Source organism: Amycolatopsis sp. MtRt-6 (assembly GCF_017308975.1).
Taxonomy (GTDB): Bacteria; Actinomycetota; Actinomycetes; order Mycobacteriales; family Pseudonocardiaceae; genus Amycolatopsis.
This window is the reverse complement of the sequence record NZ_JADWPD010000017.1, coordinates 1-19,580: the sequence shown is the minus strand read 5'-3', so window position 1 is coordinate 19,580 and position 19,580 is coordinate 1. Positions and strand designations below refer to the sequence as shown.

18 protein-coding genes are annotated in these 19,580 nt (G+C 71.7%); 7 read left to right on the top strand and 11 right to left on the bottom strand.

Annotation, left to right across the window (positions count from 1 at the left end):
• Positions 1 to 10 precede the first annotated feature (10 nt).
• Positions 11 to 1,162 (bottom strand): acyl-CoA dehydrogenase family protein, encoded by a 1,152-nt coding sequence (locus I4Q55_RS26625; RefSeq protein ID WP_206791397.1) that lies wholly within the window; start codon positions 1,160 to 1,162, stop codon positions 11 to 13.
• A 93-nt stretch (positions 1,163 to 1,255) separates the two neighbouring features.
• Here I4Q55_RS26625 and I4Q55_RS26620 point away from each other — a divergent pair, with 93 nt between their 5' ends.
• From I4Q55_RS26620 to I4Q55_RS26610, 3 genes are all read left to right on the top strand, one after another.
• The gene (locus I4Q55_RS26620) at positions 1,256 to 1,873 is read left to right on the top strand and encodes a TetR/AcrR family transcriptional regulator (protein ID WP_206791396.1); all 618 of its coding nucleotides are present in this window, start codon (positions 1,256 to 1,258) and stop codon (positions 1,871 to 1,873) included.
• A gap of 84 nt (positions 1,874 to 1,957) precedes the next feature.
• A complete protein-coding gene (locus I4Q55_RS26615) occupies positions 1,958 to 2,851 on the top strand; it encodes a hypothetical protein (RefSeq protein ID WP_206791395.1) in 894 nt (297 codons plus the stop codon).
• A gap of 102 nt (positions 2,852 to 2,953) precedes the next feature.
• Positions 2,954 to 4,564: a succinic semialdehyde dehydrogenase gene (locus I4Q55_RS26610; RefSeq protein WP_206791394.1), complete on the top strand. Its 1,611-nt coding sequence runs from the start codon at positions 2,954 to 2,956 to the stop codon at positions 4,562 to 4,564.
• A gap of 131 nt (positions 4,565 to 4,695) precedes the next feature.
• Here the strand turns inward: I4Q55_RS26610 and I4Q55_RS26605 are convergent, their stop codons facing one another.
• The 8 genes from I4Q55_RS26605 to I4Q55_RS26570 all read right to left on the bottom strand — a co-directional run bounded on the left by I4Q55_RS26605 (position 4,696) and on the right by I4Q55_RS26570 (position 13,996).
• On the bottom strand, positions 4,696 to 7,710 hold the full coding sequence (locus I4Q55_RS26605) for a helix-turn-helix transcriptional regulator (RefSeq protein WP_206791393.1): 3,015 nt from the start codon (positions 7,708 to 7,710) through the stop codon (positions 4,696 to 4,698).
• A 50-nt stretch (positions 7,711 to 7,760) separates the two neighbouring features.
• Positions 7,761 to 7,961, bottom strand: coding sequence for a hypothetical protein (locus tag I4Q55_RS26600; RefSeq protein WP_206791391.1), 201 nt, complete (start codon positions 7,959 to 7,961; stop codon positions 7,761 to 7,763).
• 159 nt (positions 7,962 to 8,120) lie between these two features.
• Positions 8,121 to 8,324, bottom strand: coding sequence for a DUF397 domain-containing protein (locus I4Q55_RS26595; RefSeq protein WP_091307835.1), 204 nt, complete (start codon positions 8,322 to 8,324; stop codon positions 8,121 to 8,123).
• A gap of 28 nt (positions 8,325 to 8,352) precedes the next feature.
• Positions 8,353 to 9,255, bottom strand: coding sequence for a helix-turn-helix transcriptional regulator (locus I4Q55_RS26590; RefSeq protein ID WP_206791390.1), 903 nt, complete (start codon positions 9,253 to 9,255; stop codon positions 8,353 to 8,355).
• A 347-nt stretch (positions 9,256 to 9,602) separates the two neighbouring features.
• A complete protein-coding gene (gene tesB / locus I4Q55_RS26585; protein WP_206791389.1) occupies positions 9,603 to 10,499 on the bottom strand; it encodes an acyl-CoA thioesterase II in 897 nt (298 codons plus the stop codon).
• A gap of 37 nt (positions 10,500 to 10,536) precedes the next feature.
• On the bottom strand, positions 10,537 to 11,961 hold the full coding sequence (gene pyk, locus I4Q55_RS26580) for a pyruvate kinase (protein WP_206791388.1): 1,425 nt from the start codon (positions 11,959 to 11,961) through the stop codon (positions 10,537 to 10,539).
• A 91-nt stretch (positions 11,962 to 12,052) separates the two neighbouring features.
• Positions 12,053 to 12,718 (bottom strand): DUF2461 domain-containing protein, encoded by a 666-nt coding sequence (locus tag I4Q55_RS26575; RefSeq protein WP_206791387.1) that lies wholly within the window; start codon positions 12,716 to 12,718, stop codon positions 12,053 to 12,055.
• Between the two features lie 54 nt (positions 12,719 to 12,772).
• Positions 12,773 to 13,996: a glycoside hydrolase family 18 protein gene (locus tag I4Q55_RS26570; protein ID WP_206791386.1), complete on the bottom strand. Its 1,224-nt coding sequence runs from the start codon at positions 13,994 to 13,996 to the stop codon at positions 12,773 to 12,775.
• 157 nt (positions 13,997 to 14,153) lie between these two features.
• Between I4Q55_RS26570 and I4Q55_RS26565 the strand changes: the two genes are divergently transcribed.
• Positions 14,154 to 14,462 (top strand): helix-turn-helix transcriptional regulator, encoded by a 309-nt coding sequence (locus tag I4Q55_RS26565; protein ID WP_206791623.1) that lies wholly within the window; start codon positions 14,154 to 14,156, stop codon positions 14,460 to 14,462.
• 76 nt (positions 14,463 to 14,538) lie between these two features.
• Here I4Q55_RS26565 and I4Q55_RS26560 read toward each other — a convergent pair whose 3' ends face one another.
• Entirely contained in the window at positions 14,539 to 14,871 is a 333-nt protein-coding gene (locus I4Q55_RS26560) for a helix-turn-helix domain-containing protein (RefSeq protein ID WP_206791385.1), read from the bottom strand.
• A 68-nt stretch (positions 14,872 to 14,939) separates the two neighbouring features.
• Here I4Q55_RS26560 and I4Q55_RS26555 point away from each other — a divergent pair, with 68 nt between their 5' ends.
• Together I4Q55_RS26555 and I4Q55_RS26550 are read left to right on the top strand one after the other, a co-directional pair.
• Entirely contained in the window at positions 14,940 to 15,416 is a 477-nt protein-coding gene (locus I4Q55_RS26555) for a group II truncated hemoglobin (protein ID WP_206791384.1), read from the top strand.
• Between the two features lie 34 nt (positions 15,417 to 15,450).
• Positions 15,451 to 16,887 (top strand): aromatic amino acid ammonia-lyase, encoded by a 1,437-nt coding sequence (locus I4Q55_RS26550; protein WP_206791382.1) that lies wholly within the window; start codon positions 15,451 to 15,453, stop codon positions 16,885 to 16,887.
• Between the two features lie 23 nt (positions 16,888 to 16,910).
• On the opposite strand, the gene I4Q55_RS26545 is transcribed toward I4Q55_RS26550, so the two are convergent.
• The gene (locus I4Q55_RS26545; RefSeq protein ID WP_206791381.1) at positions 16,911 to 17,936 is read right to left on the bottom strand and encodes a 6-phosphofructokinase; all 1,026 of its coding nucleotides are present in this window, start codon (positions 17,934 to 17,936) and stop codon (positions 16,911 to 16,913) included.
• 282 nt (positions 17,937 to 18,218) lie between these two features.
• On the opposite strand from I4Q55_RS26545, the gene I4Q55_RS26540 reads away from it, so the two are divergent.
• Positions 18,219 to 19,301, top strand: coding sequence for a 3-deoxy-7-phosphoheptulonate synthase (locus tag I4Q55_RS26540; protein ID WP_206791380.1), 1,083 nt, complete (start codon positions 18,219 to 18,221; stop codon positions 19,299 to 19,301).
• Positions 19,302 to 19,580 lie beyond the last annotated feature (279 nt).

The following is a 19,580-nucleotide window of genomic DNA, read 5'->3' as shown; positions in this document are numbered from 1 at the left end:
AGCGTTCCTCTCAGAGCGAGCGGGAGATGATTTCCTTCATGATTTCGCTGGTGCCGCCGAAGATCCGCGAGATGCGGACGTCGGCCCAGGCGCGCGCGATCGGGTACTCGGTCATATAGCCGTAGCCGCCGAAGAGCTGCACGCAGTCGTCGATGACCTTGTTGACGCGCTCGGTGGTCCACAGCTTCGCCATCGCCGCACCCTGGACGTCCAGCTCACCGCGCAGGTGCCGTTCGATGCACTGGTCGAGGAACGCCCGCGCCACCGCGGCTTCGGTCGCCGCCTCGGCAAGGGTGAACTTGGTGTTCTGGAAGGAGAAGATCGGCCGGCCGAACGCCGTGCGCTCCTTGGTGTACTCCAGCGTGAGGTCGACCGCCGCCTCCAGCCCGGCCACCGCGGTGACGGCGATGATCAGCCGTTCCTGGGGCAGCTGCAGCATCAGCTGGACGAAGCCCTGGCCTTCGGCGTCGCCGAGCAGGTTGCCGGCCGGCACGCGGACGTCGTCGAAGAACAGCTCGGCGGTGTCCTGGCCCTTCATCCCGACCTTGTCGAGGACGCGCCCGCGGCGGAAGCCCGGGGTGTCGGTCTCGACCACGATCAGCGAGACGCCCTGCGCGCCCGCGTCCGGGTCGGTCTTGCACGCGACGACCACGAGGTCGGCGTGCAACCCGTTGGTGATGAAGGTCTTCGCGCCGTTGAGGACGTAGTGGTCGCCGTCGCGCACCGCCCGCGTCTTGATGTTCTGCAGGTCGGAGCCGGTGCCGGGCTCGGTCATCGCGATCGCGCCGACCATTTCGCCACTGGCCAGCTTCGGCAGCCACTCGCGCTTCTTCTCTTCGGAGGCGTAGGCGAGCAGGTAGTGCGCGACGATTCCATTGTGGACGGTGACGCCCCACGCGCTGTCGCCGGCCCGCGCCTGCTCTTCGTAGAGCACGGCTTCGTGGGCGAAGGTGCCGCCGCCTCCGCCGTACTCCTCGGGGATGGACAGGCACAGCAGGCCGACCTCGCCCGCCTTCGTCCACAGCTCGCGGTCGACCTTCTTCTCCGCCGCCCAGCGTTCCTGGTGCGGGACGGCTTCCTTCTGCAGGAACGACCGCGCGAGCTCGCGGAGGTCATCGAGCTCGGTCGTGCTCCACGAGCTCTTCGGCAGTTGCAGTGGCACGGGACCCTCCTGCTGGAAAACATGACGCTCAGCATGTAAGTTCTGATCGGAATGTACATCCCACCGGCCCGTGGGTAAAGCAGGGAGGCCGCGGTGACCGAGACGACGCACCGGACCCAGGCGCAGCGGCGCGAGCAGACCCGCACGGCCCTGCTCGACGCCACGATCGACTGCCTGGTCGAGATCGGCTACGCGCGCACGTCGGTGCAGGAGATCTGCGCCCGCGCGGGGGTGTCGAAGGGCGCGGTGCAGCACCACTTCACCGCGAAGGCCGAGCTGATGGCGGCCGCGGTCGAACACCTGACGACGAAGCTGCGCCGGCAGCTCGCGACCTCGCTCGAAGACCTGCCCGGCGGCGGCAGCGGCGTCGCCGCGGCCATCGACCTGCTGTGGGCCGGCTACTCGGGCACGTTGTCCACCGCCGTCACCGAGCTGTGGGTCGCCGCCCGCACCGACCCCGAGCTGCGCGCGGCCATCCGCCCGGTCGACCGCGCGCTCGGCCGCGCCACGCTCGAGCACGTCACCCAGGTCGCCGGCGAACTCCCGCCGGAACGCGCGGAAATGCTGTTCTGGCTCACCGTGAACCTCACCCGCGGGCTGGCGCTGGACGCCGAGCTCGGCGGCGACCCGAACCGGCGTCGCCAGCTCCTCGACGAGTGGAAGCGCATCGCCGTCCTGCTCTACCAGGACGCCACCACTGGGCCGAGCTGACCAGCGCGGCACCGCCAGGGTGCTTTGCCCCTTATCCCCCAGGCGGATTCGTGGTCCAATCCCCTCCGAACGAGGGGAGTTCCGATGACCGCCGCCCCGTACCCGTACCCCTACGGCCCGCCGCCCGCGCAGCCGCCGGCCGATCCGGGTGCCGTCTTCCGGTTGTTCGCCGGCATTCTCGGCGTCCTCGCCGCGGCACTGGTGATCGCCGGGTCGTTCCTGCCGCAGACGACGTTCGAGCAGGTGGTGAACGGCAAGACCGAGAGCAGCCAGACGATCAGCGCCTGGTCGCGCTCGTTCGCCGTCGAGCCGAGCGAGGAGGCGAAGAAGTTCTACGCGGAGACCCACGTCGCCCGGTACGGCATCCCGCTCACCGCCGGCGCGGTCGTGCTGCTGGCCGGAGCCGGGCTGGCGTTCGCCGGCGCGCGCCGCTCGGCGGGCCCCGGCGTGCGCGCGGGCGCCCGGACGGCCTTGGTGGCGGGGGCCGCCGGCGTCACCGCGGCGGTGTGGATGCTCGGCATGGACGTCTCGGCGACCTTGAGCTACGAGTCCGACGAGGGGACGATCAAGTCCCACTACACGACCGGGATCGGGTTCTGGCTGCTGGTCGGCGGCGGGATCGTCGCTCTGATGGCGCTGGTGTCCGCGGTCTTCGCCGGGCGGCAGGCCTCCGTCGCGACCTCGGCCGGGCCACCGCCGGGGTCGTACCAGCAGCAGTCGCGGCCGTACCCGGTGCCGCCGCAGCAGTACGCCCAGCCGTACGGCGGATATCCGGCGTCGCAACCGTTTCCCGCGCAGGCACCGCAGACCGGCCCGCAGCCGCCACCGTCGTACGGCGGCCCGGCTTCGCAGCCGTTCCCGGCGCAGCAGCCCGACGATCCCTACGGCGGTGCGACGCAGGCCCAGCCGCACCCGGCGCAGCAGGAACCGACCGAGCCGAACTACCAGCTGCCGCCGTTGAAGCCACCCAATACGTGAATTTTATTCACATCAGGCTGGACATCTGACGTACCGACGGTATGGTGTACTCGTCGGTAACCCCTGCGCGACGGCGCGCGGACTCCGCTGAACGGAGACGTCATGACCAGCACGACCCCCGCGAAACCGGTCGAAGACACCTCACTCCCGCCGACCGTCGGCGGAGTCGCCGGGGCGCCCAGTTCGGCGCGGGCGGCCCAGCTCGTCGCCCGTGTGACGGGCGGCGCGGACTCGGCCCCGATCCGGATGCGGGCGCCGTTCACCGGGCTGCCGATCGCGTCCCTGCCGCAGGCGACCGACGCCGACGTCCGCGCGGTGTTCGCCGGCGCGCGCACGGCCCAGCGGGAGTGGGCGGACCGCTCCCCCGCCGAGCGCGCCCGCGTCCTCACCCGGCTGCACGACCTGGTGCTGGCCCGGCAGGACGAGGTGCTCGACCTGGTCCAGGTCGAAGCCGGCAAGGCGCGGCTCGACGCGTTCGACGAGGTCAGCGCGACCGCGCTGGTGGCGGCCTACTACGGCAAGCACGCCGCGAAGATCCTCGCGCCCCGCCGGATCGCCGGTGTCATCCCGGGCCTGACCCGCGCGGGCGAGATCCGCCACCCCAAGGGCGTCGTCGGGATCATCTCGCCGTGGAACTACCCCCTGGCCCTGACCGCGATGGACGTCCTGCCGGCGCTGGCCGCGGGCAACGCCGTCGTGCAGAAGCCGGACAACCAGACCGCGCTTTCGGCGCTGTGGCTGCACGAGCTCGCCGAGGAGGCCGGGCTGCCCGCCGGGACCTGGCAGATCGTGCTCGGCCGCGGGTCGAAGATCGGCACCGCGCTGATCGAGGAGTCGGACTACCTCTGCTTCACCGGCTCCACGCCGACCGGCAAGGAGCTGGCCGGCCAGGTGGCGAAGCGGCTGACGTCGTACTCGCTGGAGCTCGGCGGCAAGAACCCGATGGTCGTGCTGCCCGACGCCGACGTCGCGAAGGCCGCGACCGGCGCGGTGGCGGCGTGCTTCTCCTCGGCCGGGCAGCTGTGCGTGTCGGTCGAGCGGATCTACGTCCACGAGGACATCCGCGAGGAGTTCACGCGCGCGTTCGTGGCCCGCACCGCGGCTCTGCGGCTCGGTGGGGCGTTGGACTACGCCGCCCAGATGGGCTCGCTGACGTCGGAAGACCAGCTCGCGGCGGTGTCGGCGCACGTCGAGGACGCCCGCGCGAAGGGCGCGTCAGTGCTCACCGGCGGCCGCGCGCGACCCGACCTCGGCCCGCTGTTCTACGAGCCGACGGTGCTTTCGGGCGTCACCCCGGAGATGCTGCCGTACGCGGAGGAGACGTTCGGGCCGGTCGTGTCGATCTACGGCTACACCGACGTCACCGACGCCATCGAGCGGGCCAACGACACGCCGTTCGGGCTCAACGCCAGCGTCTGGTCGCGCAACGGCCGCGCGGGCTGGGAGGTCGCGGCCCGGCTCAAGGCCGGGACGGTCAACGTGAACGAGGGCTACGCGGCGACGTTCGGCAGCGTCGGCGTCCCGATGGGCGGGATGAAGGAGTCGGGCGTCGGCCGCCGCAACGGCGCCGAGGGCCTGCTGAAGTACACGGAGTCCCAGTCGATCGCGCTGCAGCGCGGCCTGGCCCTCCGCCCGCCGCGCGCGGTCCCCGGCTCCCTGTGGTCCCGAGGCATGACCTTCGGCCTCAAAGCCCTCCGCCGCCTCCCGCGCTAAGGGGCATCACGCGTGATCCACCGGGCATCACGCGTGTTTGAAGGGGCATCACGCGTGATTGGCGGGGCATCAGCGCGATGCCTCTCCCATCACGAATGGTGCCCCTCGGATCACGCGTGATGCCCCGCTGATCACGGGGTGGGGGCGGTGAGGAGGCCTCGGTCGTACGCGATCGCCACTGCTTCCGCGCGGCGGCTTGCGCCGAGTTTCGCCATCACGCGGGACAGGTGGACGCTCACCGTTTTTTCGCTGATGTAAAGCTCTTCGCCCACCTGGCGGTTCGTGCGGCCCAGTGCCACCCGCTCCAGGACGTCGCGCTCGCGGTCGGTCAGCGGGTCGGTGACCGCGCGGGCCGGGGCCGCCGGCTCGACGCCGTCGAGCTCGACGCGGGCGCGGTGCGCGAGGTCGCGGACGGCGTCACGCAACGGGAGCGCGCCCAGCCGGACCGCCACCGCGTGGGCCGCCTCCAGGGCCGCGCCCGCGTCGGCGTCCGCGGCCAGCAGCGCTTCGGCCTCGTGCCAGCGGCAGACGGCCTGCTCGTAGACGGCGCCGTAGCCGAACGCCGCCGCCGCGGCCGACCACGTCGCCGCGTCACCGCCACCGGACAGGCAGGACGCCGCCGCCTCCAGGCGGGCCAGCCACGCGCGGCCTTCCGGGCCGAGCGTTCCCGACCGCGGCTGGCCGACGACCGCGCACATCCGGCCGTGCGCCAGGAGCCGCTCGCCGGCCGCCGCCGCGGCTTCGGCCGCGGCCTGGTCGCCGTGGAGCCGGGCGTCGGCGGCCAGCTTGGCTGCCGCGGACACGCCGAGCGCGGCCACCCGGATGCCGGCGAGCAGGCCGGGTTCGATCCGCTCCAGCCAGCCGACCAGGTCTTCGGCCTGGCGCACGGCCGCGGCGTGGTCGCCGCGCCAGTACGCCAGCTCGATCCCGGCGCCTCCGGCCGAGAGCGGGATCTGCATGTCCGCCGTCCAGTGCTGCCGCAGCCCGGACAGCAGCTTCGCGGCCTCGTCGAACCGGCCGCGGGCGACGACGAACAGCGACCAGATGGCCAGGATCCGCGCGGCGACCGCGCCGGACACCCCGCGCCCGGCCCGGCCGGCGCTCTCGTCCGGCCAGTCGCCCATCAGGTACCGCAGCATCAGCTGCCGCGCCCGCAGCTCCAGCCCGTAGACGCTCCAGCTCAGCCCGGCTTCCTCGGCTCGCGCGACGCCGCGCGAGGCGTGCTCCAGCGCTTCGGCGAACTCGCCCTGGTCGTCGTGGCTGAGCGTGAGGAAGTAGGTCGCGCGGATCTCCGTGTTGTACGCGCCGACGTCGCGCGCCTTGCGTTCGGCCTGGCGCAGCCGCTCCCGGGCCTCGGCGGCGTCGCCCCGCGAATCGGCCAGCGTGCCCAGGGTGACCAGCGCCGACGCTTCCGCGCCCGCCGCGCCCACGGCCTGGGCGTCGGCGACCGCGGCGAGCGCGCTGTCGAGCGCCGCCTCGGGCTGGTCGAGGATCCGCAGGAACCCGGCCCGGCTGGCCAGCACCCAGGCACGCGCCGAGCTGGGCTCGGTGTCCTTCACCAGGTCCCAGGCCGTGTCGATGGCGGCGACCGCCTCGTCGAGGGTGCCTTCCAGCGCGAGCAGCGCGTCCGCCAGCCGCCGCCACACCTTCGCGGCCCGGTCGTGCGGGACGTCGGCGCTCAGCGCCTGGGTGGCGGAGCGGGCGAACGCGGCGGCCCGCTCGGGCTCGCCGGACGTGCCCGCGAAGTACGACGCTTCGTAGAGCAGCCGCAGCTCGTCGAACCCTTCGGGCCGGTCCGCCGTGCCGACGGCGTCCCAGATGGACAGTGCCTGTTCGACGTGCTGCAACGCCGACCCGGGCGCGCCGAGCTTTTCGGCCTCGTCCATCGCGCGCAGGAACGCCGGCAGCGCGGTGACCAGGTCGCTGCTCTGCATCGAGTGGTAGGCCAGCTTCGCGTCGTGGCCGCGGCCCTGCGGCCGCGCCTTGATCCGCGCCGCGTACGCCGCGTGCGTGCGCGAACGCTCCCCCGGCAGCAGGTCGCCGTACACCGCTTCCTGCAGCAACGCGTGCCGGAACGTGTAGGAGCCGTCCGAGAGCACCACGAGCACGTGGTGCTGGACGGCCTCGCGCAGCGCTTCGTCGAGCTCGAGTTCCTCCAGCCCGGAGACCTCGGCGAGCGCGGCGTGCATGACCGGCTCGTTGGCCACCGAGATCACCCGCGCGACCCGGCGGGCGTCCGGCGAGAGCCGCTCGAGCCGGGACAGCAGCACCTCGGCCAGCCCGGCGGGCAGGTCGTTGCACTCGGTCTTGGTGGCGAGCAGCTCCTCGGCGAAGAACGGGTTGCCCTGGGAGCGGGTGACGATGTCGGCCACGACGGCCGACGGCAGCGGCTCGTCGGCCAGCGCCTCGACGAACCTGCGGGCGTCGGCCGCGCCGAAGGGCTGCAGGTCGACGCGCTCGACGGTGGCGAGCCGGACCAGCTCCGCCAGGAGGCCGCGCAGCGGGTGACGCCGGTGCACGTCCTCCTCGCGGTAGCTGCCCACGACCAGCAGCCGCTGCGCCCGCAGCCGGGTGAGCAGGAAGGACAGCAGGTTGCGGGTCGAGGCGTCGGCCCAGTGGAGATCCTCGAGCAGGATCACCACCGGGCGCGCCTGCGCTATCTCGGTCAGCACCCCCAGTACCGCGTCGAACAACTGCAGCTGACCGAGATCCTGCTCCGGCCGGGGACGCACCATCGTTTCCCGGTCGTTGGAGGTCATCGGCGGGTGTTCGGCCGCCCGGGGCTCCTCGAAGCCCGGGCCCTGCGGCAGCAGCCGGCCGAGCGCGGGCCGGGCCCGCACCGCGGCGGCGACCGCCGGGTCCGTCGCGCTGCCCAGCGGGGCGAGCGCTTCGGCGAACGGAAGATAAGGAAGACCACCCTCGCGGACGTCGATGCAGCGGCCGGTGAGCACCAGCCCACCGCAGGTGCCGACGTGCTCGCCGAGCGCGGTCAGCAGCCGCGTCTTGCCGACCCCGGCGTCCCCCGAGAGCAGCACCGCGCCGGCTTCGCCACGTTCGGCCCTGGCGAAGGCGGCGCGGAGCCGCCGCATCTCGTGGGTACGGGCGACGAGCGGGATTCCGGAGCCGAGTCGGGGCACGAGGAGCATTGTTGCTCACCCCACCGACAGTTTCCGACCGCTTATCGCCTTCGACACCTTCACCGGGTGGTTTCGGCCGCCGCCCGCGCCGCCTCCCGGCGCTGCTGTGCCGGTACCTCGACATCCGTCCTCGTCGCCCTGAAGTGCCGGGCGGCGCGGCGGGCGCGGGTGGCCCAGGCGCTGCGCCCGGCCTTCCGCAGTTCCTCGGCCCGGTACGCCGCTTCGGCGCGGACCGCGTCGAGCATGAGATCGCTGTGCATCGTGTTCCCCTGTCCCTGGGTTCTCCGGTTGGTAGGACTCAGGTTCGTCCTGAGGGGACACCCCGGGCATCGGGTGATCACGTAGGCATGAGCGCGAAAAGACCCCTTACTCCCGCCCGAGCCCAGCTCGACGGGGGTAAGGGGTCTTCTTCAAGCGCCTCAGTCGTGCGCCGGGCCGCCGGTCCGCACCGCGGCCAGCAGCCCCCGCCAACCCGACGCGGGCAGGCGGAACGCACCCCCTTCGGGGTCCTTCGAGTCGCGCACCGCGGCGCCGCCGCCGACGAACGCGACCTCGACGCAGTCGTTGCCGCCGCCGCTGTGGCTGCTCTTGCGCCACCGCGCCCCGGAGAGTTCCGCTTCCATGGTCCCCACTCCTTACTGTGTCCTCGGTTTACTGTGTCCTCGGTTCGGGATGGTGCCCCGGAGCCGGTACGGCCGCCTGTTCGGCGAACCGTCCGGCGGCCTCGGCGATCATCTCCACCGAGTCGTCCGGCTTCAGCGCCGCCGCGCGCAGATGGTCGAACATCAGCCCGTAGCGCCGGACGTCTGTGGGTTCCTCCAGGTAGAGGCCGCTGGACGTGCTGTCGTCGACGTAGACGACGTCCGGGTCGGCCTGCTCGGGGAAGCCCATGATGAGGAAGGGGCCTTCCATGCCGGGGTGCGCGCCGGCGCCGAACGGCACGACCTGGATGGTCACGTTCGGCTTTTCGGCGACGGCGACCATCCGGTAGAGCTGCTCGGCCATCACTTCGGGGCTGTCGACGACGCGGCGCAGCACGGCCTCGTCCATCACCGCCCAGTACTCCGGCGGCGGGGTCTCGGACAGCAGTTCCTGGCGGGCCATCCGGGCGGCGACGCGGCGGCGGATCTCGGCGTCCTCGGCGTCGGGCCGCAGCGCGCGGATCACCGCGCGGGCGTACCGCTCGGTCTGCAGCAGCCCGGGGACCAGCAGCGCCTGGAACGCGCACAGGGAGCTGGCATCGGCTTCCAGCCCGACGAAGGTGCCGGTGAACACCTCGTTGTACGCGTGCCACCAGCCGCGTTTGCGGGCCTCCCTGGCCAGCTGGACGAGCGCCTCCTGCTCGTCGCCGGTGATGCCGTAGAGGGCCAGCATGTCCCGGGCGTCACGCGGGGTGACCCCGACGTGCCCGGTCTCGATGCGGCTGATCTTCGAGGCGGAACATTCGAGCTTCTCGCCCACCTCGTCGATGGTGAGGTCCGCGGCCTCGCGGAGCCGGCGCAGTTCTCCCGCGAGCCTCCGGCGGCGAACCGTGGGGCTCTGTCCCCTTGCCATCGCGGCACCTCCGGATGTCGTGCTACCTGTGTCCAACCAGCCGGGTGCGGACTCGGTGGGACTTTAACGCGGGGCCCATTCCGGCACCGTATCTGCAATTTGCAGAATGCTCTTGTATCCTCGCACCCTGCACTGCGATGGGCGCCTTGCGGTCGGCCCGCTGTGGCTTCAACCGGCCTCTGAGCAGGGTAGACGATGAGCGCGCCCCGTGCCGCGCGATCATCCGACGGAGGGGTCCGGGGCCGTCCCCCGATCGGTCCCGGCCCCCTCACCCGCGCCGAATGCCCTTTTCCGGAGACGGATATTCGGGCTTTTCATCGCCCGTGCGGGTGATTTCCCGGCAACCTTCACAGGACGCGCAGGAGTCCTTCTTGGACGACCGTCGCGATCAGCGTGCCGTCCTGGGCGAAGAACCGGCCGGTGGCCAGGCCGCGGGCGCCGGACGCCGTCGGCGAGGCACTGTCGTAGAGGAACCACTCGTCGGCGCGGAACGGCCGGTGGAACCACAGCGCGTGGTCGAGGCTGGCCCCGAGCACCTTGTCGGTGTCCCAGTAGACGCCGTGGCGCGCGAGCACCGAGTCCAGCAGTGTCATGTCCGAGGCGTAGGTCAGCACGCAGACGTGCAGCAGCTGCTGGTCGGGCAGCTTCCCGTCGGCGCGCATCCACACCTGATTGCGGGCGGGCCGCTCGCCGGTCTCCCGGGTGACCCACGGCGGCTCGTTGACGTACCGCAGGTCGATCGGCCGCGGCCGGGCGTGTGCGCCGATCGCGTACCCCTCGGCGCGCTCCATCAGCGTCGGGAGCGTCTCCGGCGCCGGGATGCCCTCCGGCATGGCTTCGGAGTGCTCGATGCCCGGTTCGTCCGTCTGGAACGACGCCGAGAGGGAGAAGATCGCCTTGCCGTGCTGGATCGCCACGACCCGGCGGGTGGTGAACGACCGGCCGTCGCGGATCCGGTCGACCTCGTAGACGATCGGCACGCTCGGGTCGCCGCCGCGGATGAAGTACGCGTGCAGCGAGTGCACCCGGCGTTCCTCGGGCACCGTGCGCCCGGCCGCGACCAGGGCCTGGCCGGCGACCTGCCCGCCGAACACCCGCACCGGCGAGTGGGCGGGCGAGACGCCGCGGAAGATGTTCTCTTCGATCTTCTCCAGGTCGAGCAGCGCGATCAGGCGGTCGAGCACCGGCTGGCCGCCACCGGCAAGCTCCGGTTCGGTGGCGGCCGTCCTGGCCATTTCAGTCATGACCGGGACTTTACGTGCATACTGAGCGGTCGGTCTCTCAAGCGTGGTCGTCTTCACCGAGCCGGTGCACGCGGATCAGGTTGGTCGACCCGACGGTGCCCGGCGGGGAACCGGCCACGATGACGACCAGGTCGCCCTTCTGGTACTTGCCCATCTCCAGCATCGCGTGGTCGACCTGCTGGATCATCTGGTCGGTCGAGTCCACGAACGGCACGATCCGGGTCGTCGTGCCCCAGGTCATCGAGAGCTGGCTGCGGACGCTCTCCTCCGGCGTGAACGCCAGCAGCGGCAGCCGGGTGTGCAGTCGCGCGAGGCGGCGCACGGTGTCACCGGACTGGGTGAACGCGACCAGGGCCTTCGCGTTGAGCCGCTCGCCGATGTCGCGGGCGGCGTAGGAGATGACGCCGCGCTTGGTGCGCGGGACGTGCGAGAGCGGCGGCACGATCGGCGAGTCGGTCTCGACCGCCTCGATGATCCGGCCCATCGTCTCGACGACCTCGATCGCGTACCGGCCGACCGAGGTCTCGCCGGACAGCATCAGCGCGTCGGCGCCGTCGAGCACCGCGTTCGCGACGTCGGAGGCCTCGGCGCGGGTCGGCCGGGAGTTGTTGATCATCGACTCGAGCATCTGCGTCGCGACGATGACCGGCTTGGCGTTCTCGCGGCAGATCTGGATGGCGCGCTTCTGCACCAGCGGGACCTGCTCCAGCGGCAGCTCGACGCCGAGGTCGCCGCGGGCGACCATCACCGCGTCGAAGGCCAGCACGATGGCCTCGAGGTTGTAGACGGCTTCGGGCTTCTCGATCTTGGCGACGACGGGCAGCCGGCCCTTGCCGACCCGGTCCATCACCTGGTGGACCAGGTCGATGTCGGCCGGCGAGCGGACGAAGGACAGGGCGATGAAGTCGACGCCCAGCTCGAGCGCGAACTCGAGGTCTTCGATGTCCTTGTCGGACAGCGCCGGCACCGAGACGTCCATGCCGGGCAGCGAGACGCCCTTGTTGTTGCTGACCGGGCCGCCCTCGGTCACCTCGCAGACCACGTCCGGGCCCTCGACCTTGCGGACCACCAGGCCGACCTTGCCGTCGTCGACGAGCAGCCGGTCGCCGGGCTTGGCGTCCTTCGCCAGGCCCTTGTAGGTGGTCGAGACGCGGTCGTGGGTGCCGGCGACCTCCTCGACGGTGATCCGGACGATGTCGCCGTTGTGCCACTCGACCGGCCCGCCGGCGAACGTGCCCAGGCGGATCTTGGGGCCCTGCAGGTCGGCGAGGATGCCGACCGCGCGGCCGCTGTCGGCGGCCGCGGCCCGGATCAGGTCGTAGACCTGCTTGTGGTCGCTGTGGCTGCCGTGGCTGAAGTTCATTCTGGCCACGTCCATGCCGGCATCCACCAGGGCCCGCATCTTCTCCGGGGTCGCGGTGGCGGGACCCAGGGTACAAACGATCTTCGCGCGTCGGCTCACGTCCACATAGCGTAGACCCTCTTCGCGCGTTCGTCTGTACCGATCCCGAATGTTCAAGAAAGTGTTCAGAAACCTGGCTGGTCAGATGACGCTAACGACGCGGCTGTTCACTCGGGCCGACCCGGTCGCGGGCCCACTCGTTGAACTCCCGGAGCTGCCGCCAGGCCTTCCGGACGCGGTCGAAGGCACCTCGCTCGTGCAGGACGTCGTCGGGCTCCCAGCCGCGGACCGCGTACACCGAGCGGTAGCGCAGCAGCTCCAGGCGCGGATGGTCGGCGTCGAACCCGCGCGGCTTCGACTTCAGGCGGTCGCCCTTGACCTCCCAGCCCGTGCGCTCCAGCTTGGCGAGGATCTTCTGCAGCGCTTCGCCGTGCAGGTCGGTGTCGACCGCCTTGCGGAACCGCGCGATCTGGTCGGCCGCGAGGTGGAAGCAGCCGCCGCCGACGCGCAGGCCCGCCGGCCCGACCTCGACGTAGTAGGCGCCACCGCCGCGGCCCTGCTCGATCACCCCGCCGCAGTGGGTCTTGTACGGCGTCTTGTCCTTGGCGAAGCGGACGTCGCGGTAGGGGCGGAACACCTTGGGCTCGCCGAAGCCGTCGCCGAACTCGGGCGCCAGCTCGGCCAGCAGCGCCTCCATCGGCGCGCGGACGTCGGACTTGTAGGTCTCGACGTGGTCGTCCCAGTAGGGCTTGGAGTTGTCCTCCACGAGGCCGTCGAAGAAGTCGACGGCGTACTCGCCGAATCCGCTGAACTTCACACCCACGACGATAATCGGGGGCACCGGCAACTTTTGCCGGTGCCCCCGCGGGCGCTACTTGGCGACGGCGGTGATCAGCTCGCCGTTCGTGGTGTCGCCGGAGAGCTCCCAGAACATCGCGCCGCCCAGGCCCTGGGTCTTGGCGTAGGAGATCTTGCCGGCGATGGTCGCCGGGGTGTCGTAGCTCCACCAGTTGCTGCCGCACTTGGCGTACGCGGTGCCGGCCACGGTGCCGGTCGCCGGGCACGACGTCTTGAGCACCTTGTAGTCCTCGATGCCCTGCTCGTACTTGCCCGGTGCCGGGCCGGTCGCCGTGCCGCCCGGGGCGCTTTGGGTGACGCCGGTCCAGCCGCGGCCGTAGAAGCCGATGCCCAGCAGCAGCTTGCTCGACGGGACACCCTTGCTCTTGAGCTTCTGGATGGCCGCGTCGGAGTGGAAGCCGGCGGTCGGGATGCCGGAGTACGACGTCAGCGGCGAGTGCGGAGCCGTCGGGCCCTGCGCCGCCCAGGCACCGAAGTAGTCGTAGGTCATCACGTTGTACCAGTCGACGTACTGCGCGGCGCCGCCGTAGTCGGCCGCGTCGATCTTGCCGCCGCTCGTGCCGTCGGCGGTGATCGCCGCGGTGACCAGCTTCGACCCGAACTTCGCCCGCAGGGCCTGGAGGAGGTTCTTGAACGCCGCCGCGCCGCTGGTGTCGCAGGAGAGGCCGCAGGCGTTGGGGTACTCCCAGTCGATGTCGATGCCGTCGAAGACGCCGGCCCAGCGCGGGTCGTTGACCAGGTTGTAGCAGGAGTTCGCGAACGCCGCCGGGTTCTGCGCGGCCTGCGTGAAGCCGCCCGACCAGGTCCAGCCGCCGAACGACCACAGGACCTTCAGGCCGGGGTGCTTGGCCTTGAGCTTCTTGAGCTGGTTGAAGCTGCCGGCGAGCGGCTGGTCCCAGGTGTCGGCAACCCCGTCGACGCTGCCCGCGGCGTCGTAGGTCTTCTGGTAGTCGGCGTAGGCGTCGCCGATCGCGCAGCCGCCGTTCGTCACGTTGCCGAAGGCGTAGTTGATGTGGGTCAGCTTGCTCGCCGAACCCGACGTCTCGATGTTCTTGACGTGGTAGTTGCGGTCGTAGACACCCCATTCAGTGAAGTAGCCGACCACCTTGCCGACGGAGGCTTGTGCGGTTTCGGTCGCGGCGGTGGCCACCGGAGCGGTGGCACCGCCCGCGACGAGGCCGCCGGCGGCGGCCACGGCCAGCAGCGCCGAGAAGCTCTTCCTGCGGAAACGGGACATGCGTTCTCCCTCCCGGGAATTACTCACGGCCACGGTGCCGGAGTGGTGGGGACCACACTTACCGTAAGTGGACTAGACCACTAGGTCAATGGTTCAGACCACGGCTGGTCCACATTCCTTGACAGGAATATGCCCGGCGGAGCACATTTCACGGGTGATGCAGACTTTCGACGTCCTCGCCGAGCCTCGGCGCCGGACCATCCTCGACCTGCTGCGCGACGGCGAGCGCTCGGTCGGCGAGCTGGTCGACGAGCTGGAGCTGAGCCAGCCCGCGGTGTCCAAGCACCTGCGGGTGCTGCGCGAAGCCGGGCTGGTGACGGTGCGCGTCGCGGCGCAGCGGCGGTGCTACGCGCTGCGCCCAGACCCCCTGGCCGAGGTCGACGCCTGGCTGGCGCCGTACCGGCGGTTCTGGTCGGACCGCCTGGACGCGCTGGAACGCCGGCTGGACGAGACCGACCCCGCCTGACCGGCGCCGGTCCCGAGCGCCCCAATGTGGCCTTCGGTGCGTCCAACGCAACCAAGGCCACCTTGGGGCGCTTGGGTCAGCCCGGGTCGAAGCTGATGCCGCGCTCGGCCGCCCGGCGCTCGCCCCACTCGTAGAGCGCCGTCAACGCCGGGCGCAGCTCCTCCCCCACCGCGGTCAGGTGGTACTCGACGTGCGGGACCCGGCCGTCGAACTCCTCGCGGCGGACGAGGCCGTCCGCCGCCAGCTCGCGCAGCTGCTGGGTCAGCATCTTCTCGCTCACCCCGGGCATCCGGCGCCGCAGCTCGCCGTAGCGGTGGGTGCCCTCCTTGAGGTGCGCCAGGATCACCGGCTTCCACTTTCCGCCGATCAGCTCGACCGCCAGCTCCGTCGCGCAGTGGTACCGCTTCATCCTCACTCCCCCTACGCACCGGAAAGTACGTGGTTGCCCGGCCGGAGCACCACTGGTTGCCTGACCGGGTGATCGTGCCAAAAACCACACCGACCCTCTACGACTGGGCCGGTGGCCACGAAGCGCTCGTCAAGCTGCTGACAATCTTCTACGGCCACGTACTCGAAGACCCGCTGCTCGAACCGGTCTTCCGCGACATGGACCCGCACCACGCCGAGCACGTCGCCGTCTGGCTGGGCGAGGTCTTCGGCGGGCCGGCCGAGTACTCCGCGAGCCACGGCGGGCACGCCCACATGGTCGGCCGCCACCTCGGCCGCGGGATCACCGAGCCGCAGCGCCGCCGGTGGGTGTCCCTGCTGCTCGACGCCGCCGACGAGGCCGGCCTGCCGGACGACCCGGAGTTCCGGGCCGCGTTCGCCGGCTACCTCGAGTGGGGCAGCCGGCTGGCCGTGATCTTCTCCGCGCCCGGCGCCGAACCGGACCTCCACGAGCCGGTCCCGCGGTGGGACTGGGCGAGACCGCCCTGGCAGCCTCCGGCGCCCTAGCCGCATAGTGAGGGCAGTCGGAAGGAGGCTGCCCTTGATCCGGGTGGACGGTCGGACCCTCCGGTGCGCGGACGTCGTCGCCGCGGCGCGCACCGAGGGCCCGCTGGGCATCGACGTCTCGATCGCCGCGCTGCGGGGAGCCGAGCACGCGTGGAAGCTGGCCGAAGAACTGAGCACGCGCCGGGTGGTCTACGGCCGCACCACCGGCGTCGGGGCCAACAAGGACGACACGGTCGAAAGCTCCGTCGAGCACGGTCTGCGGCTGCTGCGCAGCCACGCGGGCGGCAGCGGGGACGAGATGCCGCCCGGCCAGGTCCGGGCGATGCTGCTGATCCGGCTCAACCAGCTGCTGTCCGGCCGGTCCGGGATCAGCCCCGAGCTGATCGGCGCGCTGGCCGAGGCGGTCCGCACCGGCGCGCTGCCGCTGGTGCACCGGCTCGGCGCGATCGGCACCGGCGACCTGGCCCCGCTGGCCGAGGCGGCGCTGGCGCTCACCGGCGAACGGCCGTGGGTCACCGGGCACGTGCCCCCGGTGCCGGTGCGGGCGGGGGACGCGCTGGCGTTCATGAGCAGCAACGCCGCGACACTCGCCGAAGCGACCCTCGCGGCGATGCGGCTGGACACGCTGACCCGGGCGAGCCACGCCGTCGCGGCGCTGACGTACGTCGCCCTCGACGGCAACCCCGAGGCGTACGCGACGCCGGTGCACGAAGCGCGTCCGCACGCGGGGCAGGTCGCCTGCGCGGCCGAGATGCGGCGGCTGCTGGGGATGCACCAGACGCCGAAGCCGGGCCGGCGGATCCAGGACCCGTTCGGGCTGCGGGCGTTCCCGCAGGTGCAGGGCCCGGCGCTGGACGCGATCCACTACCTGCGTGACGTGCTCGCCGTCGAGATCAACGCGAGCACGGAGAACCCGATGATCTCGACGGTCCACAACGACGCCTACCACCACGCGCACTTCCACACGGCGTACGTGTCGACGGCACTGGACCAGGCGCGGGCGACCGTGCACCAGGTGGCGGAGCTGTCGGTGGCGCGCCTGGGCGACCTGGTGGAGCCGGAGTTCACCGGGCTGCGGCCGTTCCTGGCGGCGGGGCCGCCGGGCAGCTCGGGCGTGATGATCCTGGAGTACGTGGCGCACGACGCGCTGACCGAGCTGCGGCAGGCGGCCCTCCCGGCCACGCTCGGCACGGCGGTGGTCTCGCGCGGCATCGAGGACCACGCGAGCTTCTCGACGCAGGCGGCCCGCGCGGCGACGGCGGCGTGCGCGGCGTACCAGCAGGTGCTGGCGTGCGAACTGGTGGCGGCGGTGCGCGCGCTGCGGATGCGGGAGGCGGACCTGGTGGAGCTGCCGGTGCGCGACGCCTTCGAAGCGGCGTCTTCGGTGCTGGATCCCGGTCTCGACGACCGCCCGCTCACCGAGGACATTGCCGCCGCGGTCGGCGTCCTGGACCGGCTGGCCCGGATCTGACGCCGACCGCGGCAGCGGGAAACTCAGCCGAAGAAGACTTCGGCTTCCTGGTAGCGCTCGACCGGCACCGTCTTCAGCTCGGCCGTCGCCTCGGACAGCTTCACGCGGACGATGTCCGTGCCCTTGAGGGCGACCATCACGCCGAAGTCGCCGTCCGCGACCGCGTCGACCGCGTTGAGGCCGAAGCGCGTCGCCAGGACGCGGTCGTAGGCCGTCGGGGTGCCGCCGCGCTGGACGTGGCCCAGCACGACCGCGCGGGACTCCTTGCCGGTGCGGTTCGCGATCTCGTCGGCCAGCCAGGTGCCGATGCCGCCGAGGCGGACGTGCCCGAAGGCGTCCTTCTCGCCGGTGAGCAGCTTCTCCTCGCCGCCCTCGGGCAGCGCGCCCTCGGCGACGACGATGATCGGCGCGTACTCCTTCTCGAAGCGGCGCTCGACCCAGGAAACGACCTGGTCGACGTTGAAGTGCTTCTCCGGCACCAGGATCACGCTCGCGCCGCCGGCCAGGCCGGAGTGCAGCGCGATCCAGCCGGCGTGCCGGCCCATGACCTCGACGACCAGCGCCCGGTGGTGCGACTCGGCCGTGGTGTGCAGCCGGTCGATCGCCTCGGTCGCGATGGAGACCGCGGTGTCGAAGCCGAAGGTGTAGTCGGTGGCGCCCAGGTCGTTGTCGATCGTCTTGGGGACACCGACGACGCCGACGCCGTCGTCGGTCAGCCGCTTCGCGACGCCGAGGGTGTCCTCGCCGCCGATCGCGATCAGCGCGTCGACGCCCTGGTCGGCGAGGACCTGCTTGATCTTGTCGACGCCGCCGTCGACCTTGTACGGGTTGGTGCGCGAGGACCGCAGGATGGTGCCGCCGCGGGTGAGGATGTCCTCGACGTCGTTCAGGCCCAGTGGGCGGCTGTCGCCGGTGAGCGGGCCGTTCCAGCCGTTCCGGAAGCCCACGAAGTCCCAGCCGTGCACCTCGATGCCCTTGCGCACCACCGCGCGGATCACCGCGTTGAGCCCCGGGCAGTCGCCGCCGCCGGTCAGCACACCGACACGCATGAGAAGCCTCCGTCTGTTCTCGGGAGATGACAGTCACATTTCGTCGTCCGCCAGCGTAGCGGCTCACGTCTTGATCGGTGCAGGCCGTACCACCTGCCGGATCGGGTCCGGTGACGGCTGTGCTACGTTGACCTCGTGCAGCGCTATTTCTGGTTTACGAAGCCGGCCCCGGGTGGGCGCGGCGGCGTGAACCTGCGCTGACTCCCACCCCGAGCCGGATTTCGAAACCGGCTCGGCGAGTCCCCCGCGGGTCGGTGTCCACCAGGAAGGAACACCCCCGCCATGACGCTCTCCGCCGGACCGGCCACCATCGGTGACCTCGACGCCGCCCGCACGACGTCGATCAGTCCGCTCATTTCGCCCGCGATGCTGCGCGAAGACCATCCGGCCGACGCCGCCGTCGCCAAGGTGGTGCGCCACGGCCGCGCCGAAACGGTCGACATTCTCGAAGGCCGCGACGACCGGCTGCTCGTGGTGGTCGGCCCATGCTCGGTCCACGACCCGGAAGCGGCCCTCGACTACGCCCGCCGGCTGGCCGCGAAGGCCGAGGAGCTGCGCGGCGAGCTGCACATCGTGATGCGCGTGTACTTCGAGAAGCCGCGCACGACGCTGGGCTGGAAGGGCCTGATCAACGACCCGGACCTCGACGGCACGTTCGCCGTCAACAAGGGCCTGCGGATGGCCCGCAAGCTCCTGCTCGACGTGTCGGCGCTCGGCCTGCCGGTGGGCTGCGAGTTCCTCGACCCGATCACGCCGCAGTTCATCGCGGACATCGTGACGTGGGGTTCGATCGGCGCCCGCACGGCGGCCAGCCAGGTGCACCGCCAGCTGTGCAGCGCGCTGTCGATGCCGGTGGGCATCAAGAACTCGACGGAGGGCGACGTCCAGGTGGCGATCGACGCCACCCGCGCGGCGGCGGCGAGCCACGTGTTCCCGGGCATCAACACGGACGGCCTGGCGGCCCTGCTGACGACGTCGGGCAACCCGGACTGCCACGTGATCCTGCGCGGCCACAACGGGGGTCCGAACTACGACGCTTCGACTGTCGCGGACACGCTGGCCCGGCTGGCGAAGGCGGGGTTGCCGGAGCGGGTGATCATCGACGCTTCGCACGGGAACAGCGGAAAGGACCACGTGCGGCAGGGCGCGGTGGTCCGGGAGCTGGCTGCGCGGCTTTCGGCGGGCGAGCGTGGGATTTCCGGGCTGATGATGGAGAGCTTCCTGGCGGGTGGGCGGCAGGACCTTTCGCTGGGGCACGCCTCGGAGCTGACCTACGGGCAGTCGATCACGGACGCCTGCCTGGCATGGGATGACACCGCGCCGCTGCTGGACGAGCTGGCCTCGGCGGTGCGGGCGCGCCGCTGAGAGGTCCCCGGCCTGGGGGTCCCCCGGTTTTTACGTTACCGGGGACCCCCGACAATTCCGGGCCGCGCGACCCGGCGCGGACGCCGTGCAGGCCCGGCGGGCGGGCCCGGCCGTCGTGCGGGCCCGGCCGTCGTGCGGGCCCGGCCGTCGTGCGGGCCCGGGCGGGCGGCGTGCGGCCGGCCGCAGTGCGGGTCGCCGGGCGGCCGCTGATCCCATGCGCCCCAATGAGGTTTTCTCAGTAGGGCTGGGCTCGGGTGGGCGTGTTGGCGTGGGATGAGG

Excerpts from the sequence above, each read along its gene's own strand:
- I4Q55_RS26615 (WP_206791395.1), top strand. The coding sequence starts at position 1,958 with ATGACCGCCGCCCCGTACCCGTACCCCTACGGCCCGCCGCCCGCGCAG.
- I4Q55_RS26610 (WP_206791394.1), top strand. The coding sequence starts at position 2,954 with ATGACCAGCACGACCCCCGCGAAACCGGTCGAAGACACCTCACTCCCG.
- I4Q55_RS26605 (WP_206791393.1), bottom strand. The coding sequence starts at position 7,710 with ATGCTCCTCGTGCCCCGACTCGGCTCCGGAATCCCGCTCGTCGCCCGT.
- I4Q55_RS26600 (WP_206791391.1), bottom strand. The coding sequence starts at position 7,961 with ATGCACAGCGATCTCATGCTCGACGCGGTCCGCGCCGAAGCGGCGTAC.
- I4Q55_RS26595 (WP_091307835.1), bottom strand. The coding sequence starts at position 8,324 with ATGGAAGCGGAACTCTCCGGGGCGCGGTGGCGCAAGAGCAGCCACAGC.
- I4Q55_RS26590 (WP_206791390.1), bottom strand. The coding sequence starts at position 9,255 with ATGGCAAGGGGACAGAGCCCCACGGTTCGCCGCCGGAGGCTCGCGGGA.
- tesB (WP_206791389.1), bottom strand. The coding sequence starts at position 10,499 with ATGACTGAAATGGCCAGGACGGCCGCCACCGAACCGGAGCTTGCCGGT.
- I4Q55_RS26570 (WP_206791386.1), bottom strand. The coding sequence starts at position 13,996 with ATGTCCCGTTTCCGCAGGAAGAGCTTCTCGGCGCTGCTGGCCGTGGCC.
- I4Q55_RS26565 (WP_206791623.1), top strand. The coding sequence starts at position 14,154 with ATGCAGACTTTCGACGTCCTCGCCGAGCCTCGGCGCCGGACCATCCTC.
- I4Q55_RS26560 (WP_206791385.1), bottom strand. The coding sequence starts at position 14,871 with ATGAAGCGGTACCACTGCGCGACGGAGCTGGCGGTCGAGCTGATCGGC.
- I4Q55_RS26545 (WP_206791381.1), bottom strand. The coding sequence starts at position 17,936 with ATGCGTGTCGGTGTGCTGACCGGCGGCGGCGACTGCCCGGGGCTCAAC.
- I4Q55_RS26540 (WP_206791380.1), top strand. The coding sequence starts at position 18,219 with ATGACGCTCTCCGCCGGACCGGCCACCATCGGTGACCTCGACGCCGCC.